Origin of the sequence: Mesorhizobium sp. NZP2234, assembly GCF_013170765.1 — a bacterium.
Classification (GTDB): domain Bacteria; phylum Pseudomonadota; class Alphaproteobacteria; order Rhizobiales; family Rhizobiaceae; genus Mesorhizobium; species Mesorhizobium loti_D.
Window position 1 is genome coordinate 4,060,115 of sequence record NZ_CP033364.1, and the last position, 20,663, is coordinate 4,080,777.

Below are 20,663 nucleotides of genomic sequence, written 5' to 3' on the forward strand. Positions count from 1 at the left end.
CCCGTGTAGCGAAGCTGTCCCGTAGCGACAAGACGATGTGGCGCGCGATCAGGCGAGATCGACCATGCCAAGGCCTGCCTATTCCTCCAGATCCTTGCGGAACGGGGTATGCTCTTCCAGATACTCGCCCATCCGCTCGACTTCGCGCCGCTCGCGCCTGAGATAGTCGGCGACCGCGTTGCGCAAGCCAGGATGCGAAATGTAGTGGGCGGAATGCATTGTAACCGGCCTGTAGCCGCGCGCCAGCTTATGCTCTCCCTGCGCGCCAGCCTCGACCACCTTCAGCTTGCGTTCGATGGCGAAATCGATGGCCTGGTGGTAGCAGACCTCGAAATGCAGGAAGGGGTGATCCTCGATGCAACCCCAGTTGCGGCCATAGAGCGCGTCGGAGCCGATGAAGTTGATGGCGCCAGCAATGTAGCGCCCGTTGCGCTTGGCCATCACCAGCAGGATATCGTCCGCCATGCGTTCGCCGATCAGCGAGAAGAACTGGCGGTTCAGATAGGGGCGGCCCCATTTGCGGCTGCCGGTGTCCATGTAGAAAGCGAAGAAGTCGTCCCAGGCTTTCTCGGTCAGGTCCTTGCCGGTCAGCCAGTCGATGGTGATGCCATCGGCAAGCGCTTCGCGCCGTTCCTTCTTCATCGCCTTGCGCTTGCGCGAGGCAAGTGTGGCGAGAAAGTCGTCGTAAGTCGAAAAGCCTTCGTTGAAGAAGTGGAACTGCTGGTCGGTGCGATGCAGGAAGCCCGCGGCCTCAAGCGTCGCGACGTCGCTTTCCTGCGCGAAGGTGACATGGGCCGAGGATACGCCGAGCTTGTCGGTCACCATTTTGAGGCCGGCGGCGAGCCCGGCCTTGACCGCGTCGGGATCCTCGCCTTTGCCGACCAGCAGCCGAGGGCCGGTGACAGGCGTGAACGGCACGGCGCATTGCAGTTTCGGGTAGTAGCGGCCACCGGCGCGCTCGAAGGCATCCGACCAGCCGTGGTCGAATACATATTCGCCCTGGCTGTGCGACTTGAGATAGCAAGGGACCGCACCCAGCAGCCTGCCTTGCGCGGTCTCCAGCCGCAAGTGATGTCCTTGCCAGCCGGTGCGCCGCACGGCGCAGCCGGAATCTTCCAGTGCGCTCAAGAACGCAAATGAAACGAGGGGGTTATAGCCATTCTCCGCATCGCCGCGCGTGGTGCCGGCAAAGCCGTTCCATTCATCGCAGGTGAAAGCGCCGATGCCGGCGGCGATGCGGATCGAATAGTCCGCGCTTGCTGTTTGTCCGTCGCCGTCGTCACCCTGATCCATGAGGCTTATTTAAGCTCCATCGGGGCCGCTACAAGTCACGTTTCAGACACCCCGTTCAGGCGACGTGCACCAAGTCGGGTTCGAACCCTTCGAATGTCATCTGATCGGCATATCTGAAGGTCAAGTCGATCGCGGGCTGGTCATGGACCGTCCAGGTGATGACAGGCATCTTGAGCTTTTCACGCACGAAGCTGACGAACGGGTTCGGCAAGTCGCCGGCGGCGTAGGAAGTGAAGGAAAGCTCGTGCGCCAGCATGGAAAAATGCGCTTCGATCAGCTTGAGGTCCTTGCCGTAGGCGGTCAGACCAGCGGGAATGCCGGGCGCATGTTTCGGGAAATCACGGATCAGCCAGTGATCGAACGACATGATCGCCGCCTTGCCCTTGTAACGCTTGAGTATCTTGCCGACGTGCGCCACCAGGCCTTCATCGCGGCCGGGAATCCCTTTCAGTTCGACGACCATGGGCACGCGACCGTCGACCAGGTCGAGTGCTTCCTGCAGCGTCGGCAAATGGTCGGACGTGCCGCCAACCTTGAGCGCGGTCAGTTCGGAAGCGCTGCGTTGCCAGACGAAACCATCCTGTCCGGTCAGCCTTTTCAGGTCGTCGTCATGGATGATGATGGGAACGCTATCCGACGACAGATGCACGTCGCATTCGATGGCGTAGCCGCGTTCGGCCGCGGCGGAGAAGGCCGACAGCGTGTTTTCCCACCGCGTCTTGTTCATGTCGTGGAAGCCGCGATGGGCAACCGGCCGGGCAGTCAGCCAGGAGAGGTCGGTCATGTCAGCCTCATTCGACTTCGAAGATCGCTTCGATTTCCACTGCGGCATTAAGCGGCAGGGAGGCGGTGCCGACGGCCGAGCGGGCGTGCTTGCCGCGCTCGCCAAGGGCGGCGACCAGGAAATCAGAGGCGCCGTTGGCGACCAGATGCTGCTCGACAAAGTCAGCCGCGGAGGCGACGAAGACGGTGATCTTCACAAGCTTCCGGATCTTCTCGAGATCGCCGAGCGCGGCTTTGGCCTGTGCCAGAATGTTGATTGCGCAGTATTTTGCCGCGTCCTTGCCGCTTGCCGTGTCGACGTCGCGGCCGAGCAGGCCGCTCGCCTGCAGCTTGCCGTCCTTGAGCGGCAATTGTCCGGCGGTGAACAGCAGACTGCCTGACCTGCAATAGGGCACGTAGTTGGCGGCAGGTGCGGCGGCGACAGGAAGCGCCACGCCGAGATCGCTTAGCCGCTTTTCGATTGTTTCACTCATTGCTTTTCCCTATTGCTGGAAGGCGCCGCGCTGGCCGGGCCGAAATTGCTATTTTTGCCTCGCTTCCGCCACGACTTTTTTTAAGCTGGACCATCTTTCCCTGCGGCCTGCCATCAGCCGCGACGATCGGAGTACCTCATGCGCGCAACGCGCCTTGCATTCCACGCCGCCCTGTTGTCGGCGGTCTTCTCGGTAGGCCCCGCTTTCGCCGTCCCGGCGCTGCAGGCGCACCGCGCCGTGTATGACCTCACCCTCAACAAGGCCTCCGACCGGTCCGGCATAACAGGCATATCAGGTCGCATGGTCTATGAATTCAACGGTTCGGCATGCGAAGGCTATACGGTGAAATTCCGTTTCGTGACCCAGATCGTCACCAACGACAACACGAGACTCACCGACCAGCAGACAACGACTTTCGAGGACGCCGAAGGCAAGACCTTTTCGTTCGTGACCAAATCCTTCGTCGACCAGAACCTCGACAAGGAGGTCAAGGGTATCGCCACGAAAGATGCGAAGGGGCTGAAGGTCGACATCGACAAGCCCGAGAAGAACAGCCTGGAACTCGCCGCCACCCAGTTTCCGACCCAGCATCTGGTCGAACTGATCGGCAAGGCCGAGAAAGGCGAGAACTTCTACCAGACAAACCTGTTCGACGGCTCCGAGGACGCCAACAAGGTGATGACGACCACCGTCGTCGTCGGCAAGAAGACCGAGGCTGACAAGGCCGATCCGGAAGCTCCGGCGCTGGCGAAGCTCGCCACCGACAAATACTGGCCGGTCGACATCGCCTATTTCGATGACAGCGCCCAGAACGGTGAAGAGGTGCCGGAATACCGGATCAGCTTCAAGTTGCATGAGAACGGCATCACCCGCGATCTCACCATGGACTATGGCGACTTCTCGATGACGGGCAAACTGGTCAATCTTTCGCTGTTCGACCAGACAAAGCCTTGCCCGGTATCGAAATAGCCGGGGTGCGCAATTGAGGCGGCCACGGCGGGCTTGATGGCGGTCTACGTCGATGCGGCGATCTGGAAGTGGGCGGGCCATCGCTGGTGCCACCTGATGGCCGACGATACCCACGAGTTGCATCGATTCGCCGCCGAACTGGGCGTCAAGCGCTCGTCCTACCAGGGCCCGCCCAAGACGTCGGCTCCGCACTATGACATAACCGGCCTGGAGCGCGACCGCGCGGTGCGGCTCGGCGCCATCGAATGCAGCCGCGAGGAGATCGTCGCGATCTTCCGGCGCGTGCGGGTGCCCAATGGAAAGGCAAGGCCATGACACCAACGGCATTTCTTGCCTATTGCGCCGCCGTCACGCTCGCCGCCGCCACACCGGGACCCGCGATGTTCGCGGTCATCACCAATGGCGTGTCGCGGGGTTTCCTTCGTGCCTTCATGGCCGGCATTGGGGTCGCCGCCGGCGACGCCGTGCTGGTCACCCTGGCGCTGCTCGGTCTGGTGGCGCTGGCCCAGACCTTCGAATGGATCTTTCTCCTGCTGAAATATGCCGGCGCTGCCTATCTGATCTTTCTCGGGATCAGGATGTGGCGCGCCTCGGCCGCGCAATCGGATGAATCACGGACGGCCGAGGCGAGATTGTCCCGATCCTTCCTCCTTGGCGCATCCATCGCGCTGGGAAACCCGAAGGCAATCCTGTTCCATGCCTCGATCATGCCGCTGATCCTCAACCTCGACACGCTCACCTTTGTCGATGGCCTGCTGGTCGTGGCCGTCGTGATCAGCGTCAATATCCTCACAATGGGTGCCTATGCAGCACTTGCGGGCCGGGCTTCGGGCTGGTTCAGGACACCCAGGCGCATGCGGCTGATGAACCGGTTTGCCGGCAGCGCCATGATCGGCACCGGAGCGCTGATTGCCGCACGCTGAGCGGTAAAGCGCCGACCCGCTTGCGTTTGTCGCACTTCCCCTCTATATGCGCGCTCATTCCACACACGGACTTTGGTGTCTGCCCGGGAGAAATCCGGCTGAAACCTCCGGTGGCGTTCAAGGACCTCGTCCGAAAATGCCTGTGTCCGTGGAGGCTAACCGGAAAGGAAAATAAGAATGGCTCTGCCTGATTTCAGCATGCGCCAGCTTTTGGAAGCTGGCATTCACTTCGGCCACCAGACCCACCGCTGGAATCCGAAGATGGCGCCCTACATCTATGGCGCCCGCAACAACATCCACATCATCGACCTCTCGCAGACGGTGCCCTTGCTGCACCAGGCGCTGAAGCAGGTCTCCGACACCGTAGCCAAGGGCGGCCGCGTGCTGTTCGTCGGCACCAAGCGCCAGGCGTCCGACATCGTTGCCGATGCGGCTCAGCGTTCGGCCCAGTACTATGTCAACTCGCGTTGGCTCGGCGGCATGCTGACCAACTGGAAGACGATCTCGAATTCGATCCAGCGCCTGCGCAAGCTCGACGAGATGCTGGCCGGCGAGGCCCAGGGCCTTACCAAGAAGGAGCGCCTGAACCTCGATCGCGAGCGCGAGAAGCTGGACAAGGCACTGGGCGGCATCAAGGACATGGGCTCGACGCCCGACCTGATGTTCGTGATCGACACCAACAAGGAAGCGATCGCCATCCTTGAGGCCAAGCGCCTTGGCATCCCGGTCGTCGCCATCATCGATTCGAACTGCGATCCGGACAAGATCGATTTCCCGATCCCCGGCAATGACGATGCGGCCCGCGCCATCCAGCTCTATTGCGACCTGATCGCCAAGGCTGCGATCGACGGCATCGCCCGTCAGCAGGGCGCGCTCGGCGTCGACATCGGCGCTTCGGTTGAAGCTCCGGTCGAGCCGGCGCTCGATCCGGCTCCGGCGTCGGAAGCCCCCGAGGCTTGATAATCGAAGGCCGGCAACGGCCTTCATCTTTCTCATATTCTGGCACGCTAAACAGACGCACCATCGAGTACCGATGGTGCGTCGGTGCATTTAAAACAAAGAGGCGACAATGAGCATTTCGGCTGCACAGGTCAAAGAACTCCGCGACTTGACCGGCGCGGGCATGATGGACTGCAAGGCGGCGTTGAACGAGACCAACGGCAATATGGAAGAGGCCGTCGACTGGCTGCGCAAGAAGGGCATTTCCAAGGCCGACAAGAAGGCCGGCCGCACCGCCGCCGAAGGCCTGATCGGCGTCGACAATGGCGTGCGCGAGGCCGCGGTCGTCGAGGTCAATTCCGAGACCGACTTCGTTGCCCGCAATGCCGCGTTCCAGGAAATCGTCGCCAACGTTGCCAAGGTCGCTCTCGCCTATGGCACGACCGAGGCGGTTGCCGCCGCCAAATATCCGGGTTCGGACAAGTCGGTCACCGACACCATCAAGGACGCTGTCGGCACCATCGGCGAGAACCTGGGCTTCCGCCGCTCGGCCAAGCTGACCGTTCCGCATGGCGCTGTGGCGACCTATGTCCACAACGCGGTTGCCGACGGCCTCGGCAAGCTCGGCGTGCTGGTCGCGATCGAAACCACGGGCAATGAGCATGCGGCCAACGCCTTTGGCCGCCAGGTCGCCATGCACGTCGCCGCCACCAACCCGATGGCGCTGACGGCGGAGCAGATCGACCCGGCCGCGGTCGAGCGCGAGAAGGCGATCTTCTCCGACCAGGCACGTCAGTCCGGCAAGCCGGAAGCGATCATCGAGAAGATGGTAGAAGGCCGCATGCGCAAGTTCTACGAGGAAGTCGTGCTCTTGAAGCAGGCCTTCGTGCTCAATCCCGACATCACCGTCGAGAAGGCCCTGAAGGATGCCGAGAAGGAAATCGGCGCGCCGGCCAAGATCACCGCCTATCTGCGCTTCGCGCTTGGCGAGGGTATCGAGAAGGAAGAGACCGATTTCGCGGCGGAAGTCGCGGCCGCGGTCAAGAAGTAAGCTTCCTACCGCTTTATTCCGACAGTGTTTTTCGGCCTGATGTCCGCATGGATGTCAGGCCGATTTCTTGTGCGGTGTCGATAAACGCCCTCAGCTTCGGCGCCATCGCCGCCCGGCGCGGGAAATAGAGGAACAGGCCAGGCTCCTCGATCGCTGATTGCGGCAGCACCTGCACCAGGCGGCCGGCCGCAAGATCCGCGCGCGCCAGCGGTTCGAACATGTAGGCAAGGCCTACTCCGGCAAGCGCCAGGTCAATCGCGGCGAGCGAATCCGTGACGATGGCCGTTCCGCCGGTCTCCATGACGACATCCTTGCCGTCCTCGGCCAAATCCCAGCGATAGAGCGCGCCGGAGCGAACCAGCCGGTAACCGATGCAATTGTGGTTGGCGAGATCGGCTACGCTGCGCGGGCGGCCACGGCGCTCGATATAGGCGGGAGAGGCGACGATGACGGCCTTGAACGGAGGCGTGAGCCGCACGGCGACCATATCCTGAGCGATCATCTCGCCCAGCCGGATCCCGGCGTCAAAACCTTCGCCGACGATGTCGACCAGCCCCTGATCGGCGAAGACCTCCACCGTGATGTCCGGATAGCGCTCGGCCATGGCGGCGACGACCGGCGTCACCGCCAACGGGATCGCGATGTTGGAGGCATTGATCCTGAGCAGGCCGGACGGCTTGCCCTTGACGCTGCGGATACGATCCATCCGCTCGGCGATATCCTGAAGGGCGGGAGCGGCCGTTTCCACCAATGCCTTGCCGGCCTCGGTGAGCGAAACGCTGCGTGTCGTGCGTGCGAACAGGGGCTGACCGACCCGCTCCTCGACAAGGCGCACCGCATGGCTGACAGCCGACGGACTCATGCCGAGTTCGGCGGCCGCAAGCGCGAAACCTCCGCGCCGGGCAACGGCAACGATGACCGGCAGATGGCTGAGCAGATCCCGATCCATTCATGAATGATATCGCATGGTCCTTGCGAACAATGCAATCTTATCGATGCCAAGGCACCGATCCACATTGTCGCCGAAACATCCGCGATTGGCTGATGGCATTGAGGAGAAGAGACATGAATGCGTTGAAGCACTTAACCTTCGCGGCCGGCATGGCGCTGTCACCGGTCGATGCCGGCGGGGCGGAACCATCCGGCTGGCAAGCGCTCGCGGACGAGCGCGCGGTCATCCGCATCGCCGATGCCATCGACCGCGCCGTCGACGCACAGGACTGGAAACTCGCGCGCAGCTATTTCGCTGATCGGGTTGCCGCCGACTTCAGCAGCCTGTCGGGACAGCCCGCGGCCGTCATCGCGTCCGACGACCTGATCGGCGCCTGGGCCGGCAACCTCAAGGGTTCGAAGACAAGCCTGCACCTGCGCACCAATCACCAGGTCGAACTCGAGGCGGACACGGCGACCGTCCTGTCGAACGGCTATGCCTGGAACCGGATGGAAGGCAATGGCGACCCGCTTTGGGAGGTCTGGGGCACGTATGAGCACAAGCTGACGCGCTCCGCCTCCGGCTGGAAGGTCAACGGCTTCGCCTTCCGCATGACGCATGAGCGCGGCAACCCCTGGGTCAAGGCGACGCCGGGCCAGTGATACCACGGCACTCACCATCAAGCATTGGAAGACGATCATGACCATGACCTATTACACGCTCGGCAGCAGCGGACTCAGGGTCAGCCGGCTGGCGCTGGGCACCATGACGTTCGGCAAGGAATGGGGCTGGGGAGCCGACAGGGACACGGCCCGCGCGATGTTCAACGCCTATGTCGAGGCAGGCGGCAATTTCTTCGACACGGCGGACCTCTACACCGGTGGCACCGCCGAAGCCTGGCTTGGCGAATTCATCGCCGAGCGGGGCTTGCGCGATACCGCGGTGATCGCCAGCAAGTTCACCATGAACATGCAGCCCGGCAATCCCAATGCCGGCGGCAACGGCCGCAAGAACATCATGCGCGCGATAGACGCTTCACTGAAGCGGTTGGGCACCGATTATATAGATCTCTATCTCATGCATGTGTGGGACAGGCTGACGCCGGCCGAAGAAGTCATGCGCACCCTGGATGACCTGGTGCGGGTGGGCAAGGTGCGCCATATCGGCCTGTCCGACGTGCCGGCCTGGTATGCGGGGCGGGCACAGGCGATCGCCGAGTTGCGCGGATATGAACCGGTTTCGGCCCTGCAGCTCGAATACTCCCTCGCCGAACGCTCGATCGAGAATGAGTTCGTGCCATTCGGCATGCGGCATGGCGCCGGCATCATGGTCTGGAGCCCGCTGGCCAGCGGGCTGCTCAGCGGTAAATACCGGCCGGTCCAGGCCGGAAATGCCGGTCGGCTCGACGGGTTTCGCAATTCGACGCATCCGGGCTTCCAGAAATTCACGGAGCACAACTGGGCCATCGTGGCCGAGCTCGAGAAGGTTGCGTCCGAGCTTGGCCGCGGCATGCCGCAGGTCGCGCTCAACTGGGTGGCGACGCAGCCGGGGATCGCCGCCGTCATCCTCGGTGCGACGACGCCCAGCCAGATCAAGGACAATCTTGGCGCGCTGGATTTCAAGATACCGGCAGGGCTTCGCAACCGGCTGGATTCGGTCAGCGCAACGCCGGCGCCGTTTCCCTATTCCTATTTCGGGCCGCACATACAGGCGCGCGTCACCGGCGGCGCTGCAACGGGAGACAAGCCCCCCGGCTACGCCTCGCCGGTGCTTGTCGAGGGCGAGCCTGCCAGCGTATCCACCGACTGATCGATCGGGCAGGGGTTGCCGTCAATTTGCCGATTGGGCGCCGCGTGACATCGCGGCGCCCTTCGTGTATCGGAACTCGGCATCGCGCCAATGTTCGGGGCGCGGCGCCTGCGCGAGGGCGGCCAGCCCAGGCGCGCCACATGCAAAATGACGAGGACCAGATGACGGTGAAGCCCCTCTACCGACGTGTCTTGTTGAAAGCGTCGGGCGAAGCGTTGATGGGCGAGCAGCATTTCGGCATCGACGTCTCGGTCGTGGATCGCATCGCAGCCGACATCGCCGAGGCCCGCGCGCTGGGCATCGAGGTCGGCGTCGTCATCGGCGGCGGCAATATCTTCCGCGGCGTGGCCGTCGCCTCCAAGGGTGGAGACCGCGTCACCGGCGACCACATGGGCATGCTTGCCACGGTCATCAACTCGCTGGCATTGCGCACCTCGCTGCACAAGATCGGCGTCGATGCCGTGGTGCTGTCGGCGATCGCCATGCCCGAACTTTGCGAGAGTTTTTCGCAACGCCAGGCAGACGCTTACATGAACCAGGGCAGGGTGGTGATCTTTGCCGGCGGCACCGGCAATCCGTTCTTCACCACTGATTCGGCCGCAGCGCTTCGCGCGGCCGAAATTGGCGCCGACGCGCTGTTCAAGGGCACGCAGGTCGACGGTGTCTATTCGGCCGACCCGAAAAAGGACCCGCGTGCGACGCGTTTCGAGCGCATCAGCCATGCCGAAGTCATAAATCGCGGCCTTTCCATCATGGATACTGCTGCGATTGCACTTGCGCGCGAAAACAACATTCCGATAATCGTCTATTCGATCCACGAAAAAGGTGGTTTCGGCGATATTCTGAGGGGCGGCGGCCGCTGCACGGTCGTCGCGGACGATTGATCCGGGGCCTGATCCCTAGAAAAGGGAAACCGGCTTTTCGAAAATCAGGCTCGAACGGGGCCTTGCCCCGAAGCAGTGAACCCGCGGCAGACGGGTCGAGGAGACTAAGATGAGTGGTGAGTACGACGATCTCAAGCGGCGCATGGATGGGGCAATCGCCGCGTTCAAGCATGACCTGGCTTCGCTGCGGACCGGTCGCGCCTCCAGCAATCTGCTCGATGCCATCCAGGTGCAGGCCTACGGCACCACCATGCCGATCAACCAGGTCGCCAACGTTACCGTTCCGGAGCCGCGCATGATCTCGGTGTCGATCTGGGACAAGTCGATGGTTGGAGCCGTCGACCGCGCCATCCGGGAATCCAATCTGGGCTTCAACCCGATCGTCGACGGCACCAATCTCAGGATTCCGCTGCCGGAGCTCAACGAGCAGCGCCGCAAGGAACTGGTCAAGATCTCGCATGGCTACGCCGAGAACGCCCGCGTCGCCGCGCGCCATGTGCGCCGCGACGGCATGGACTTCCTGAAGAAGGCGGAGAAGGACGGCACCATCAGCGAGGACGATCAGCGCAAGCGTTCGGACCAGGTCCAGAAGCTCACAGACGAAACGATCAGCACCATCGATCATCTGCTTTCCGACAAGGAAGCTGAAATCATGCAGGTTTAGGGTTGGCCGCAGGCCGACCCGAGAGCGAGATCATGACAACGCCCGCGCATGTCGCGATCATCATGGATGGAAATGGACGCTGGGCCAAGTCGCGCGGCATGCCGAGGCTCGCTGGTCATCGCGCCGGCGTCGAGGCACTGCGCAAGACGGTGCGCGCGGCACCGGATCTCGGTATCTCCTTCCTGACCGTCTATGCTTTCTCTTCGGAGAACTGGTCGCGGCCGAAGTCCGAAGTCAGCGACCTGATGGGACTGTTGAAGCTTTTCATCCGCCGCGATCTCGCCGAACTCCATCAGAGCGGCGTGCGGGTCAGGATCATCGGCGACAGGGCAGGGCTGCAGGCCGACATCAGAGGGCTGCTCGACGAGGCCGAATCGCTCACCGCCGGCAACGAAGCGCTGACGCTGGTCATCGCCTTCAACTATGGCGGACGCGACGAGATCGTTCGCACGGCGCGCAAGCTTGCTTCGGCCGTGGCGCGCGGCGAGATCGACAGCGAAGCAATTACCGCCGAAAGCTTTGCCGGCTGTCTCGACACGCAAGGCATTCCCGATCCGGAACTGGTCATACGCACCAGCGGCGAGCTTCGCCTGTCCAACTTCCTCTTGTGGCAGGCTGCCTATAGCGAACTCGTGTTCCTGCCTTGCTATTGGCCTGATTTCAGCCGCGAGCACCTCGCCGAGGCCTTGCGCGAATTTGCCGGCCGCGAGCGCCGTTTCGGCGGATTGGGCCAGCAAGACGTCGCGTCGCGACCGGCCGCGGGATGAGCAACCTTCAGCTCCGCGTCATTTCAGCGGTCGTGCTTGCCGTCATCGCCCTTGGCCTGACATGGCTTGGCGGCCTGGCGTTCCGACTGCTGTGCGCAGCCATGGTGGCGATGATCTTTTACGAGTGGACACGCATGTCGCGGCCTGTCACGACCCATGGGCTGGGCTTCCTGCCCGAGGCGCTGGCGGTCGTTTTCATCGGCGCCCTGATTGCCGGGCTTGCCGCGTTCTGGCTGCTGCTGCTAGCCGTGATTCTGATTGCCGTAACGGCGATTGCCGCCCTGGTTCGTCAGACCGGGCAATGGGAGGCAAGCGGCCTTGCCTATGCCAGCGTGTCCGGCCTGTCGCTCGCCCTGCTGCGCGATGGCGACCATGCGGGCCTCGTCGCCATCCTGTTTTTGTTCGCGGTTGTCTGGGCGACCGACATTTTTGCCTATTTCGTCGGGCGCGCCGTCGGCGGTCCCAAACTTGCGCCGTCGATTTCGCCCGGAAAGACCCGCAGCGGTGCGCTTGGCGGTGCTGTGGGTGGTGTCGTTGCCGGGGTTGTGCTGGCCGCCGCCGCTGGTGCCGGGAACCTGGCGCTGCTCGGCCTTGTGGCGCTCGTGCTTTCAATCGTAGCCCAGGCCGGTGACCTGTTCGAATCCTGGGTCAAGCGGCGGCATGGCCGCAAGGATTCGGGTGTGCTCATTCCCGGGCATGGCGGCGTGATGGACCGTGTCGACGGGCTTGTCGCGGCCGCTCTCGCCCTGTACGTCATTGGCTGGATTTCGGCGGGCGCCGATCATCCGGCACAGGGGCTGTTTCCGATTTGAATGATGCCGTTCCACGATCTGGTGCGGGCGCGCCTTGGATTCGCCTGGATTGATGTCACAGTCACGGCGCAACTGCGGAAGAATTTGAGGACCTGAATTGAACGAGATTCTTCACGCGATTTTCAGCACGGAAGGCTTCTTTCTCGGCACGCTCGTGCCGTTTCTCTTCGTACTGACCGTGGTGGTGTTCGTCCACGAAATGGGCCACTACCTCGTCGGCCGCTGGTGCGGCATCGGGGTCAAGGCCTTTTCGATCGGCTTCGGTCCCGAAATCATCGGCTTCAACGATGGGCATGGCACGCGCTGGAAGCTTTGCGCCATACCGCTTGGCGGCTATGTCAAATTTGTCGGCGACATGAACGCCACCTCCAGCCAACCCACCTCGGATGAGCTCGAGACGCTGACCGACGAGGAGCGCAAGGTCGCCTTCCACACCCAGGCGATCTGGAAGCGCGCGGCGACCGTGGCGGCCGGGCCTCTGTTCAATTTCCTGCTGACGATCGTCGTCTTTGCCGTCCTGTTCGCGGCCTATGGGCGTTATGTCGCGGAGCCCATGGTGGCGGAGGTTACGACGGACAGCCCCGCGGCGAAGGCCGGCATCCTGCCCGGGGACCGATTCGTCAGCGTCGACGGCAGCAAGGTCGAAACCTTCGGCGATGTGCAGCGGCTGGTCTCGGGCCGGGCTGGCGACACCATCACCTTCGTCATGCTGCGCGATGGCAAGGAAGTCACGGTCACCGCGACCCCGCAGTTGATGGAGCAGGAAGACGCGCTTGGCAACAAGGTCAAGGTCGCCGTGATCGGCGTCGTCAACAACAAGGAGCTCGGCCAGCCCCGTCTCATCACCTACACACCGGTCGGTGCCGTTGCGGCGGCCGTCGAGGAAACTGGCCACGTCATCGAGCGCACCGGCCAGTTCCTGCAGCGTTTCGCCGCCGGGCGCGAGGACAAGTGCCAGTTGGGTGGTCCGGTCAAGATCGCCGACATGGCGGGCAAGGCCGCGAAACTGGGTTTCGAGTGGCTGGTTCAGCTCGTCGCGCTGCTGTCTGTCGGGATAGGTATTCTCAATCTTTTGCCGATTCCCCCCCTCGACGGCGGCCATCTCTTGTTCTACGGGGTGGAGGCTGTCATTCGCCGGCCGGTGTCGGAACGAATGATGGAAATGGCCTATCGGGCCGGTCTGCTCCTTGTCCTGTGCTTCATGGGTTTCGTGTTCTGGAATGATCTCTTTGGATGCTGAAATCATGAAGAAATTCGGCCTCGGCATGGCCGATGTTGAGACGCCGTTTACCATGCACGGGGATATGAGTGACGCGAAAGCCACGCACCAGGGTTAAGTAAATACAAATTAACCAGAAGCCTTGCGTGTAGGGAAAATCCGGTTAATACGGTAGGGGAAATTACCGCACGTCCGGTTTTCTCGCCGTGGGGACTACGAGAAAAGGTTATTAAGCCCGATGAAGGCAGCATCCAAGTTTCTGAACGCCGCGTCAGCGGCGGCACTGTCCGCCGCTCTGGTCGTACCAGGTGCGCTCGCGGTGCAATTCGTTGCCACATCGGCGGCTGAAGCCGCTGTCGTAAGCAGGGTGGAGGTGACCGGCAACCAGCGTGTCGACGCCGAGACCATCCGCAATTACATCACCATCAAGCCGGGCAAGGCCTTCTCCAGTTCCGACATCGACAGCGCGGTCAAGGCGCTGTTCGGCACCGGCCTGTTCTCGGATGTCCAGATCAACCAGGTCGGTTCGACGCTGGTGGTCAAGGTTGCCGAGTACAAGGTCGTCAACCAGGTGCTGTTCCAGGGCAACAAGAAGCTCAAGGACAATGCGCTTCAGGCCGCGGTTCAGCTGAAGCCGCGCGGGACGTTCTCGCAGGCGACGCTTGATTCCGATGTCGAGGCGGTCAAGGCCGCTTACCGGCGCATCGGCCGCGACGATGCCGGCGTGACCACGCAGATCATGGAACTCGGCGACAACCGCGTGAACGTGGTCTTCCATATCACGGAAGGCGACCGCACGCAGATCGCGGCGATCAACTTCGTCGGCAACAGCGCCTATTCGAGCCGCCGCCTGTCGGACGTGATCAACACCAAGCGTTCGTCCTGGGTTTCGTTCATCCTGCGGGATGACGTCTATGACGAGGACAAGCTGCGCGCTGACCAGGAGCTGCTGCGCCGCTTCTACTACAATCACGGCTATGCCGATTTCCAGGTCGTGTCGGCTGTCGGCGAACTCGACAGCGCAACGAACAAATACACGGTCACCATCACCGTCCAGGAAGGCGAGCGCTACACCTTCGGTGACGTCAGCGTCGAAAGCACGATCCCCGAAGTCGACTCCAAGTCGCTGGAATCAGTAGTCGAGACCAGCAAGGGCGACGTCTACAATGCCAAGAAGGTTGAGGATTCCATCATCGCGCTGACCGAGAAGGTGGCCGGCTCCGGCTATGCCTTCGCACAGGTGACGCCGCGCGGCGACCGCAACTTCGAGAACCATACGATTTCGGTGGTCTATACGGTCGACCAGGGCACCAAAGCCTATATCGAGCGCATCGAGATCCGCGGCAACGATCGCACGCGCGACTATGTCATTCGCCGCGAATTCGACGTCAGCGAAGGCGATGCGTTCAACCAGGTGCTCATCCAGCGCGCGAAGAAGCGCTTGGAAGCTCTGAACTACTTTGAGAAAGTCGACATCTCGACCGTGCCCGGCTCCCAGCCGGACCAGGTCGTGCTGGTGGTCGATGTGGTCGAGAAGTCGACAGGTGAATTCTCCATTGGCGCCGGCTATTCGACCGGTGGCGACACAGCGGGCCCGTCCGTCGAAGGATCGATCACCGAGCGCAACTTCCTCGGTCGTGGCCAGTTCATCAAGCTGTCGGCGGGTGGCGGCAAGAATTCGCGCGACTACAGCATTTCGTTCACCGAGCCGTATTTCCTCGGGCGGCGCATCGCCGCCGGCTTCGACATCTACAAGTCGACGAGGCAGTACAATAACAATTATGACAGCGACACCACCGGTGCGACGATCCGCTTCGGGCTGCCGATTACCAACAACATAACCACCCAGCTGGCGTACAATATCTCTCAGGAGAAGTATAAGGTCGACGACGGTTGCGGTCCTACCACCATTGGGAATCCAGACGGCACCTGCACGATTTCGCCCGCCATCCTGGACGGCATTGCTCAAAGCCCCTGGATCAAGTCGTCGATCAGCCTGGGGCTGGTCTACAACACGATCGACGACATGAAGAACCCGCATGAAGGCATCTATGCCAATACGACTGTGGAAGTGGCCGGACTTGGTGGTGATGCCAAGTTCGTGAAGCTTACCGGGCGCGGCAGCATCTACCAGACGCTTTCCGAACAGCTTGATCTGGTCGGGCTGATTTCGGGCGGCGCCGGTCATGTCGAGAGTTATGGCAATAATGGTACTCTGCGCATCTTCGATCAGTTCCAGAGCACCGACCGCATGATCCGTGGCTTTGCGTATAATGGCATCGGTCCGGTGGACCCGAATACGGGCGACCATCTAGGCGGGGTAACCTATTTCAATGCCTCGGCCGAAGCTCAGTTCCCATTGCCGGTCGTTCCCGAGAGCTTCGGTCTCCGCGGTGCCGTATTTGCGGACGCTGCGACGCTCTACGGCAGCAAGATCAGCACGACGGTCGACCAGGCCTCTCTCGATATGAAGCTGCGTGCCTCGGTGGGCGTCGGCCTGATGTGGGCCTCGCCGTTCGGTCCGATCCGTATCGACTACGCGATCCCGGTCAAGAAGCAAGCGCACGATGACGTGCAGGAATTCAACTTCGGCATATCGACCCGCTTCTGATCGGCGGCCAACGATGCTCCCGGGTTGTGTTGATCCGGGAGAAATGTTCCGACCTAGCTGGATATAGCTTCTGGAATGACCGACCCGGTGTTCTTCGCGCCATCACGCCGGTATACGGCGGCCGAAGTCGCGAATCTGACCGGCTCGGTGCTTGTCGATTCCGGCCAATCCGACGTTTCGATCGAAGCGCTGGCGCCAGCCAACGAAGGCGCCGCCAACGCGCTCGTCTTCGTTGACGGCAGGCGCAATTCCGCGCTGATGCCGTCGCTGCGGGCGGCCGCGGTCCTGTGTCCGGCGGAATTCGCCAACAAGGCGCCGGCCGGTGTCGCTGTGCTGATCCACCCACGGCCGCAACAGGCATTCGCGCTCGTCGGCCGGCTGCTGTTCCCGACAGCCGCCACGCCGGGGCCAATGACAGGTGAAACCGGAGTTTCGCGGCATGCCCATGTCGATCCGACCGCGCATATCGAAGCCGGCGCTATCATCGAGGCCGGCGCGGTCATCGGGCCGGGCGTCTCGATTGGCAGCGGTACCGTCGTCGCACCCAACGCGGTCATTGGACAGTCTTGCCAGATCGGCCGTGACGGCTATGTCGGCCCGGGTGCCAGCATCCAGTATGCGCTGATCGGCAACCGGGTCATCATCCATGGCGGCGCCAGGATCGGCCAGGACGGCTTCGGCTTCGTTGCCGGCGCCAAGGGGCCGGAACGGGTTCCCCAGATCGGGCGGGTTGTCATCCAGGATGATGTCGAGATCGGCTCCAATTCGACAGTCGATCGTGGCGCCATGTCCGATACGATCATCGGCCAGGGTACCAAGATCGACAATCTCGTCCAGATCGCCCATAACGTCCGCATTGGTCGCAATTGCATAGTGGCCGGGCTTTCAGGTATTTCCGGTTCCGTGGTCGTGGGTGACAATGTCACGATGGGCGGCGGCGTCGGACTTGCCGATCACCTGACCATCGGCACAGGAGCCAAGCTTGCCGCCAGAAGTGGATTTATGAGCAATGTCCCTGCCGGCGAGATCTGGGGCGGTTATCCGGCACAGCCGATGGCGGAAGCCATGCGGGAGATAGCCATGTTGCGCACGATGGCCAGGGCACGCAAGCAGGGCAAGGACAATGGCTGATATGGTGGCGGCGACGACGCTGGAAGCGGTCGACATATTGGGGCTGATGAAGCTTCTGCCGCACCGCTATCCCTTCCTGATGATCGACCGCATCATCGACATCGACGGCGATGAATCCGCCATCGGCATCAAGAACGTCACCATCAACGAGCCGCATTTTCAGGGGCATTTCCCGGAGCAACCCGTGATGCCGGGCGTGCTGATCGTCGAGGCCATGGCACAGACGGCGGGCGCCATCTGCATCCGAAGCCTTGGGGCGTCGAAGCCGTCGCTGGTCTATTTCCTGACCATCGACAATGCCAAATTCCGCAAACCGGTCGTTCCCGGCGACCAGTTGAAGATCCATGTCAAGAAAATCAAGAAGCGCGGCAACCTGCTCAAATTCGCCTGTGAAGCCCTGGTCGATGGCACCAAGGCAGCCGAGGCCGAGATTTCAGCCATGATGGTCACCGGCGACTGACGATCGAGTGCCTATGAAAATCAAGACTTCAATCCATCCTTCTTCCGTCGTGGAAGAGGGCGCTCAAATCGGCCAGGGTGTGCGCATAGGGCCGTTTTGCCATATCAGCGCCGATGCTGTGATCGGTGATGGCGTCGAACTGGTCAGCCATGTCTCGGTAATGGGCGCGACCACTATCGGGGCGTCCACCAAGGTCTATCCGATGGCGACATTGGGCGCGCCACCGCAGAACACCAAGCACAAGGGCGGTCGCACCACGCTGGTCATCGGCGCCAATTGCACCATCCGCGAAGGCGTCACCATGCATGTCGGCACGGATACCAGCCGCGGCGAGACGACAGTCGGCGACAACGGCAATTTCCTTGCCTATGCCCACATCGCCCATGATTGCGTGGTCGGCAAGAACGCCACCTTCGCCAATGGCGCGACGCTGGGCGGACACTGCGAGATCGGCGATAACGTCTATATTGGCGGCCTGAGCGCCGTTCATCAGTTCGTGCGTGTCGGCGATAACGCCTTTCTTGGCGGATGCTCGGCTTTTGTCGGTGATGTCATTCCCTACGCCATTGCCGTTGGCAACCGCGCCAGCTTGCGTGGCTTGAACATCATCGGCCTCAAGCGCGCCGGTCTGCCGCGTTCCGAGATCTATCTGTTGCGCAAGGCTTACAGGACGATCTTCGACCGCTCCCGCACCGTCGGCGAGAACATTGAATTCGCCAAGGCCGAGTTCGCCTCTTCGCCGACCGCCATGAAGATCATCGATTTCATCAGCAGTCGCGGCAAGCGGCACTATGCGGTGCCATCGCTCAAGGGCAGCGACGGCGACGATGCCGATGATGAAGACTGAGACGGCTTCTGCTGGTCTTGATCTCCCGCCAGGTGCCAGGGTCGGCATCATCGCCGGCGGCGGCAGCCTTCCCGTCGAAGTCGCGGCCGGCTCGGCCGAGCAGGGGTACCCGCCCTTCGTCGTCCTCATGGACGGCGAGGCCGACCGCTTGGTGGAATTGCGCCAGTATGACCATGAGACCCTGGCCCTGGAGGCGATCGGCTCGCTTGTTCCATTGCTCAAGCGCCACCGGATTACCCATCTTGTGCTTGCCGGCGAGATCAAGCGCCGGCCAAGGCTGACGCATCTGCGCCCAAGCCTCAGCCTGCTTGCGGTGATACCGGTTGTCGTGATGGCACTGGCGCGCGGCGACGATGGGCTGCTGAAAGTGGTGGCGCGAGGCCTCGAGGCACGAGGAATAAAGGTCGTGGGTGCCCACGAGATCGTGCCGAACCTTGTGGCGGCCGAAGGGACCTTGACCAAGGTGGAGCCGCGGAAGTCCGACTGGCGCGACATCGAGGCGGGCTTCGCGGCGGCAAAGGCCATCGGAGCACTGGATATCGGCCAAGCGGCGATCGCGGTCGGCGGCCGGACCATCGCGCTCGAGGGCATCGAGGGCACGGCCGGACTGCTCGATCGCGCCAGGGTGCTGCGTGGCCACGGCCGCATCGCCGGAAAAACGCGCGGTGTCCTGGTCAAATGCGCCAAGCCCGGCCAGGAGCTGCGCGCGGATCTTCCGTCCATAGGACCGCAGACGATCGAAGCAGCCCACGCGGCCGGGCTTGCGGGCATTGCCGTCGAGGCGGGACGCTCACTGATCCTCGAGGGCCCCGCAACCCTGTCGCGCGCCAATGAACTCGGTCTGTTCATCGTCGGCCTGGCCGCAGCGGAGCCGACGCATGGCTGACAAGGCGCTGAAGGTCGCGATCGTCGCGGGTGAGGAATCAGGCGATCTGCTTGGCGCCGACATCGTCCGTTCTCTCCGCCATATGACGGGCCGAGAGGTGCAACTCGTCGGCTTGGGAGGCCGGCACCTCGGCGAATTGGGCCTGGTGTCGCCCTTCGATGCCGGCGAGATCGCACTGATGGGTTTCAGCGCCGTCCTGCGCGATCTGCCGCGCCTCATAAGGCGGATCGGCCAACTGGCCAAAACCATCGCGGACGAGAAGCCGGACTGTCTGGTCACCATCGACAGCCCCGACTTTTCCTTGCGTGTCGCCAGGAAGGTGCGTGCGGCCAATCCGTCGATTCCCATCATCCACTATGTCTGTCCAAGCGTCTGGGCGTGGCGGCCGGGCAGGGCGGTGGCGATGAAGCCTTACGTCGACCATATCCTTTGCATCCTGCCGTTCGAGGTGAAGGAACTCGAGCGGCTGGGTGGCCCGCCCGGCACCTATGTCGGGCATCGCCTCACGCATGAGGCGGGCGTGCTTGCCGCCGCGAAGGCGCAGGAATTGCCGCGCGATCTTGCCCAGGACCGCATCAAGACATTGCTGGTGCTGCCCGGCTCGCGGCGCGGCGAGGTGCGCCGGCTGATCGAACCATTCGGCGAGACGGTGTCGATGCTGCGCGCGCGCGGGCATAGGCTGCGGCTGTTGCTGCCGACGGTTCCCCATGTCGCCGACCTCGTCAAATCCTCGGTCAATCGTTGGGATGAAAAGCCAGAGATCATTGTTGATCCCCAACGCAAATGGCAGGCTTTCGGCAAGGCCGATGCCGCGCTGATCGCATCGGGAACCGTATCGCTGGAGCTGGCGCTGTCGGGTGTGCCGATGGTCTCGTGCTACAGGCTCGATCCCATAGCACGTGCCATTGCGCCCTATTTCGTTTCCGTCTGGTCGGCGCTGCTGCCCAACCTGATTGCGGATCGTGCGCTTATTCCGGAGTTCTACAACGAGTACGTCAAGCCGAACAACCTGGCCCGGCAGATGGAAGCGCTGTTCGCCGACAGCGGCATGCGCGCCTGGCAGAAAGACGGTTTTGCCGAGATCGCGCGGCGCATGGCGACGGACAGGCCGTCGGGCGAGATAGCGGCGCAGGTGGTGATGGGGTACGTCAAGAGGGCGAGATAGCGAGTAGTGGGTAGTGGGTAGTGAAGTTGACCATCACTACTGACTA

General features: G+C 62.4%; 22 protein-coding genes. 18 read left to right on the forward strand and 4 right to left on the reverse strand.

The window, feature by feature from the left end; translation table 11 throughout:
- Positions 1-78: 78 nt before the first annotated feature.
- The 3 genes from EB230_RS20005 to EB230_RS20015 are packed head-to-tail and all read right to left on the reverse strand — an operon-like array spanning position 79 to position 2,549.
- Positions 79-1,293 (reverse strand): GNAT family N-acetyltransferase, encoded by a 1,215-nt coding sequence (locus EB230_RS20005; RefSeq protein WP_056576968.1) that lies wholly within the window; start codon positions 1,291-1,293, stop codon positions 79-81.
- A 55-nt stretch (positions 1,294-1,348) separates the two neighbouring features.
- Complete coding sequence (locus EB230_RS20010; protein WP_056576971.1) at positions 1,349-2,077, reverse strand: glycerophosphodiester phosphodiesterase; 729 nt, start codon at positions 2,075-2,077, stop codon at positions 1,349-1,351.
- A gap of 7 nt (positions 2,078-2,084) precedes the next feature.
- Positions 2,085-2,549 (reverse strand): RidA family protein, encoded by a 465-nt coding sequence (locus EB230_RS20015; RefSeq protein WP_056576974.1) that lies wholly within the window; start codon positions 2,547-2,549, stop codon positions 2,085-2,087.
- Positions 2,550-2,687: 138 nt separating this feature from the next.
- Here EB230_RS20015 and EB230_RS20020 point away from each other — a divergent pair, with 138 nt between their 5' ends.
- The 5 genes from EB230_RS20020 to tsf all read left to right on the forward strand — a co-directional run bounded on the left by EB230_RS20020 (position 2,688) and on the right by tsf (position 6,431).
- Positions 2,688-3,518 (forward strand): cell envelope integrity EipB family protein, encoded by an 831-nt coding sequence (locus tag EB230_RS20020; protein ID WP_056576977.1) that lies wholly within the window; start codon positions 2,688-2,690, stop codon positions 3,516-3,518.
- A gap of 36 nt (positions 3,519-3,554) precedes the next feature.
- Positions 3,555-3,833 (forward strand): DUF4031 domain-containing protein, encoded by a 279-nt coding sequence (locus EB230_RS20025; protein ID WP_056576980.1) that lies wholly within the window; start codon positions 3,555-3,557, stop codon positions 3,831-3,833.
- Positions 3,830-4,441, forward strand: coding sequence for a LysE family translocator (locus EB230_RS20030; protein ID WP_056576985.1), 612 nt, complete (start codon positions 3,830-3,832; stop codon positions 4,439-4,441). The genes EB230_RS20025 and EB230_RS20030 overlap by 4 nt, the downstream gene beginning before the upstream one ends.
- A 177-nt stretch (positions 4,442-4,618) precedes the next feature.
- Positions 4,619-5,401, forward strand: a complete 783-nt coding sequence (gene rpsB / locus EB230_RS20035; protein WP_023777441.1) for a 30S ribosomal protein S2 — start codon at positions 4,619-4,621, stop codon at positions 5,399-5,401.
- A gap of 109 nt (positions 5,402-5,510) precedes the next feature.
- Positions 5,511-6,431, forward strand: coding sequence for a translation elongation factor Ts (gene tsf, locus EB230_RS20040; protein ID WP_056576988.1), 921 nt, complete (start codon positions 5,511-5,513; stop codon positions 6,429-6,431).
- 13 nt (positions 6,432-6,444) lie between these two features.
- Here tsf and EB230_RS20045 read toward each other — a convergent pair whose 3' ends face one another.
- Positions 6,445-7,380, reverse strand: a complete 936-nt coding sequence (locus EB230_RS20045; protein ID WP_056576991.1) for a LysR family transcriptional regulator — start codon at positions 7,378-7,380, stop codon at positions 6,445-6,447.
- Positions 7,381-7,496: 116 nt separating this feature from the next.
- Between EB230_RS20045 and EB230_RS20050 the strand changes: the two genes are divergently transcribed.
- The 13 genes from EB230_RS20050 (at position 7,497) to lpxB (ending at position 20,617) form a co-directional block, all read left to right on the forward strand.
- Positions 7,497-8,024: a nuclear transport factor 2 family protein gene (locus EB230_RS20050; RefSeq protein WP_056576994.1), complete on the forward strand. Its 528-nt coding sequence runs from the start codon at positions 7,497-7,499 to the stop codon at positions 8,022-8,024.
- A gap of 37 nt (positions 8,025-8,061) precedes the next feature.
- Positions 8,062-9,171 carry an aldo/keto reductase gene (locus EB230_RS20055; RefSeq protein ID WP_172373735.1) on the forward strand — a complete coding sequence of 370 codons (1,110 nt, stop codon included), beginning with the start codon at positions 8,062-8,064 and terminating at the stop codon, positions 9,169-9,171.
- 161 nt (positions 9,172-9,332) lie between these two features.
- The gene (pyrH, locus tag EB230_RS20060; protein WP_081294803.1) at positions 9,333-10,055 is read left to right on the forward strand and encodes a UMP kinase; all 723 of its coding nucleotides are present in this window, start codon (positions 9,333-9,335) and stop codon (positions 10,053-10,055) included.
- A gap of 109 nt (positions 10,056-10,164) precedes the next feature.
- Positions 10,165-10,719, forward strand: coding sequence for a ribosome recycling factor (gene frr / locus EB230_RS20065; RefSeq protein ID WP_027051885.1), 555 nt, complete (start codon positions 10,165-10,167; stop codon positions 10,717-10,719).
- Between the two features lie 2 nt (positions 10,720-10,721).
- The gene (locus EB230_RS20070; RefSeq protein ID WP_274534611.1) at positions 10,722-11,486 is read left to right on the forward strand and encodes an isoprenyl transferase; all 765 of its coding nucleotides are present in this window, start codon (positions 10,722-10,724) and stop codon (positions 11,484-11,486) included.
- Positions 11,483-12,298, forward strand: coding sequence for a phosphatidate cytidylyltransferase (locus EB230_RS20075; RefSeq protein ID WP_056577003.1), 816 nt, complete (start codon positions 11,483-11,485; stop codon positions 12,296-12,298). The genes EB230_RS20070 and EB230_RS20075 overlap by 4 nt, the downstream gene beginning before the upstream one ends.
- 97 nt (positions 12,299-12,395) lie before the next feature.
- On the forward strand, positions 12,396-13,538 hold the full coding sequence (gene rseP, locus EB230_RS20080) for an RIP metalloprotease RseP (RefSeq protein WP_065005090.1): 1,143 nt from the start codon (positions 12,396-12,398) through the stop codon (positions 13,536-13,538).
- A gap of 217 nt (positions 13,539-13,755) precedes the next feature.
- Entirely contained in the window at positions 13,756-16,128 is a 2,373-nt protein-coding gene (bamA, locus tag EB230_RS20085; protein ID WP_056577009.1) for an outer membrane protein assembly factor BamA, read from the forward strand.
- A gap of 75 nt (positions 16,129-16,203) precedes the next feature.
- Entirely contained in the window at positions 16,204-17,259 is a 1,056-nt protein-coding gene (lpxD, locus tag EB230_RS20090; RefSeq protein WP_056577013.1) for a UDP-3-O-(3-hydroxymyristoyl)glucosamine N-acyltransferase, read from the forward strand.
- Positions 17,252-17,719, forward strand: coding sequence for a 3-hydroxyacyl-ACP dehydratase FabZ (gene fabZ, locus EB230_RS20095; RefSeq protein ID WP_056577016.1), 468 nt, complete (start codon positions 17,252-17,254; stop codon positions 17,717-17,719). The genes lpxD and fabZ overlap by 8 nt, the downstream gene beginning before the upstream one ends.
- 13 nt (positions 17,720-17,732) lie before the next feature.
- Positions 17,733-18,566, forward strand: coding sequence for an acyl-ACP--UDP-N-acetylglucosamine O-acyltransferase (gene lpxA / locus EB230_RS20100; protein ID WP_056577019.1), 834 nt, complete (start codon positions 17,733-17,735; stop codon positions 18,564-18,566).
- Positions 18,553-19,452 carry an LpxI family protein gene (locus EB230_RS20105; RefSeq protein ID WP_172373738.1) on the forward strand — a complete coding sequence of 300 codons (900 nt, stop codon included), beginning with the start codon at positions 18,553-18,555 and terminating at the stop codon, positions 19,450-19,452. The genes lpxA and EB230_RS20105 overlap by 14 nt, the downstream gene beginning before the upstream one ends.
- Positions 19,445-20,617, forward strand: coding sequence for a lipid-A-disaccharide synthase (gene lpxB, locus EB230_RS20110; protein ID WP_056577022.1), 1,173 nt, complete (start codon positions 19,445-19,447; stop codon positions 20,615-20,617). The genes EB230_RS20105 and lpxB overlap by 8 nt, the downstream gene beginning before the upstream one ends.
- Positions 20,618-20,663: the final 46 nt, after the last annotated feature.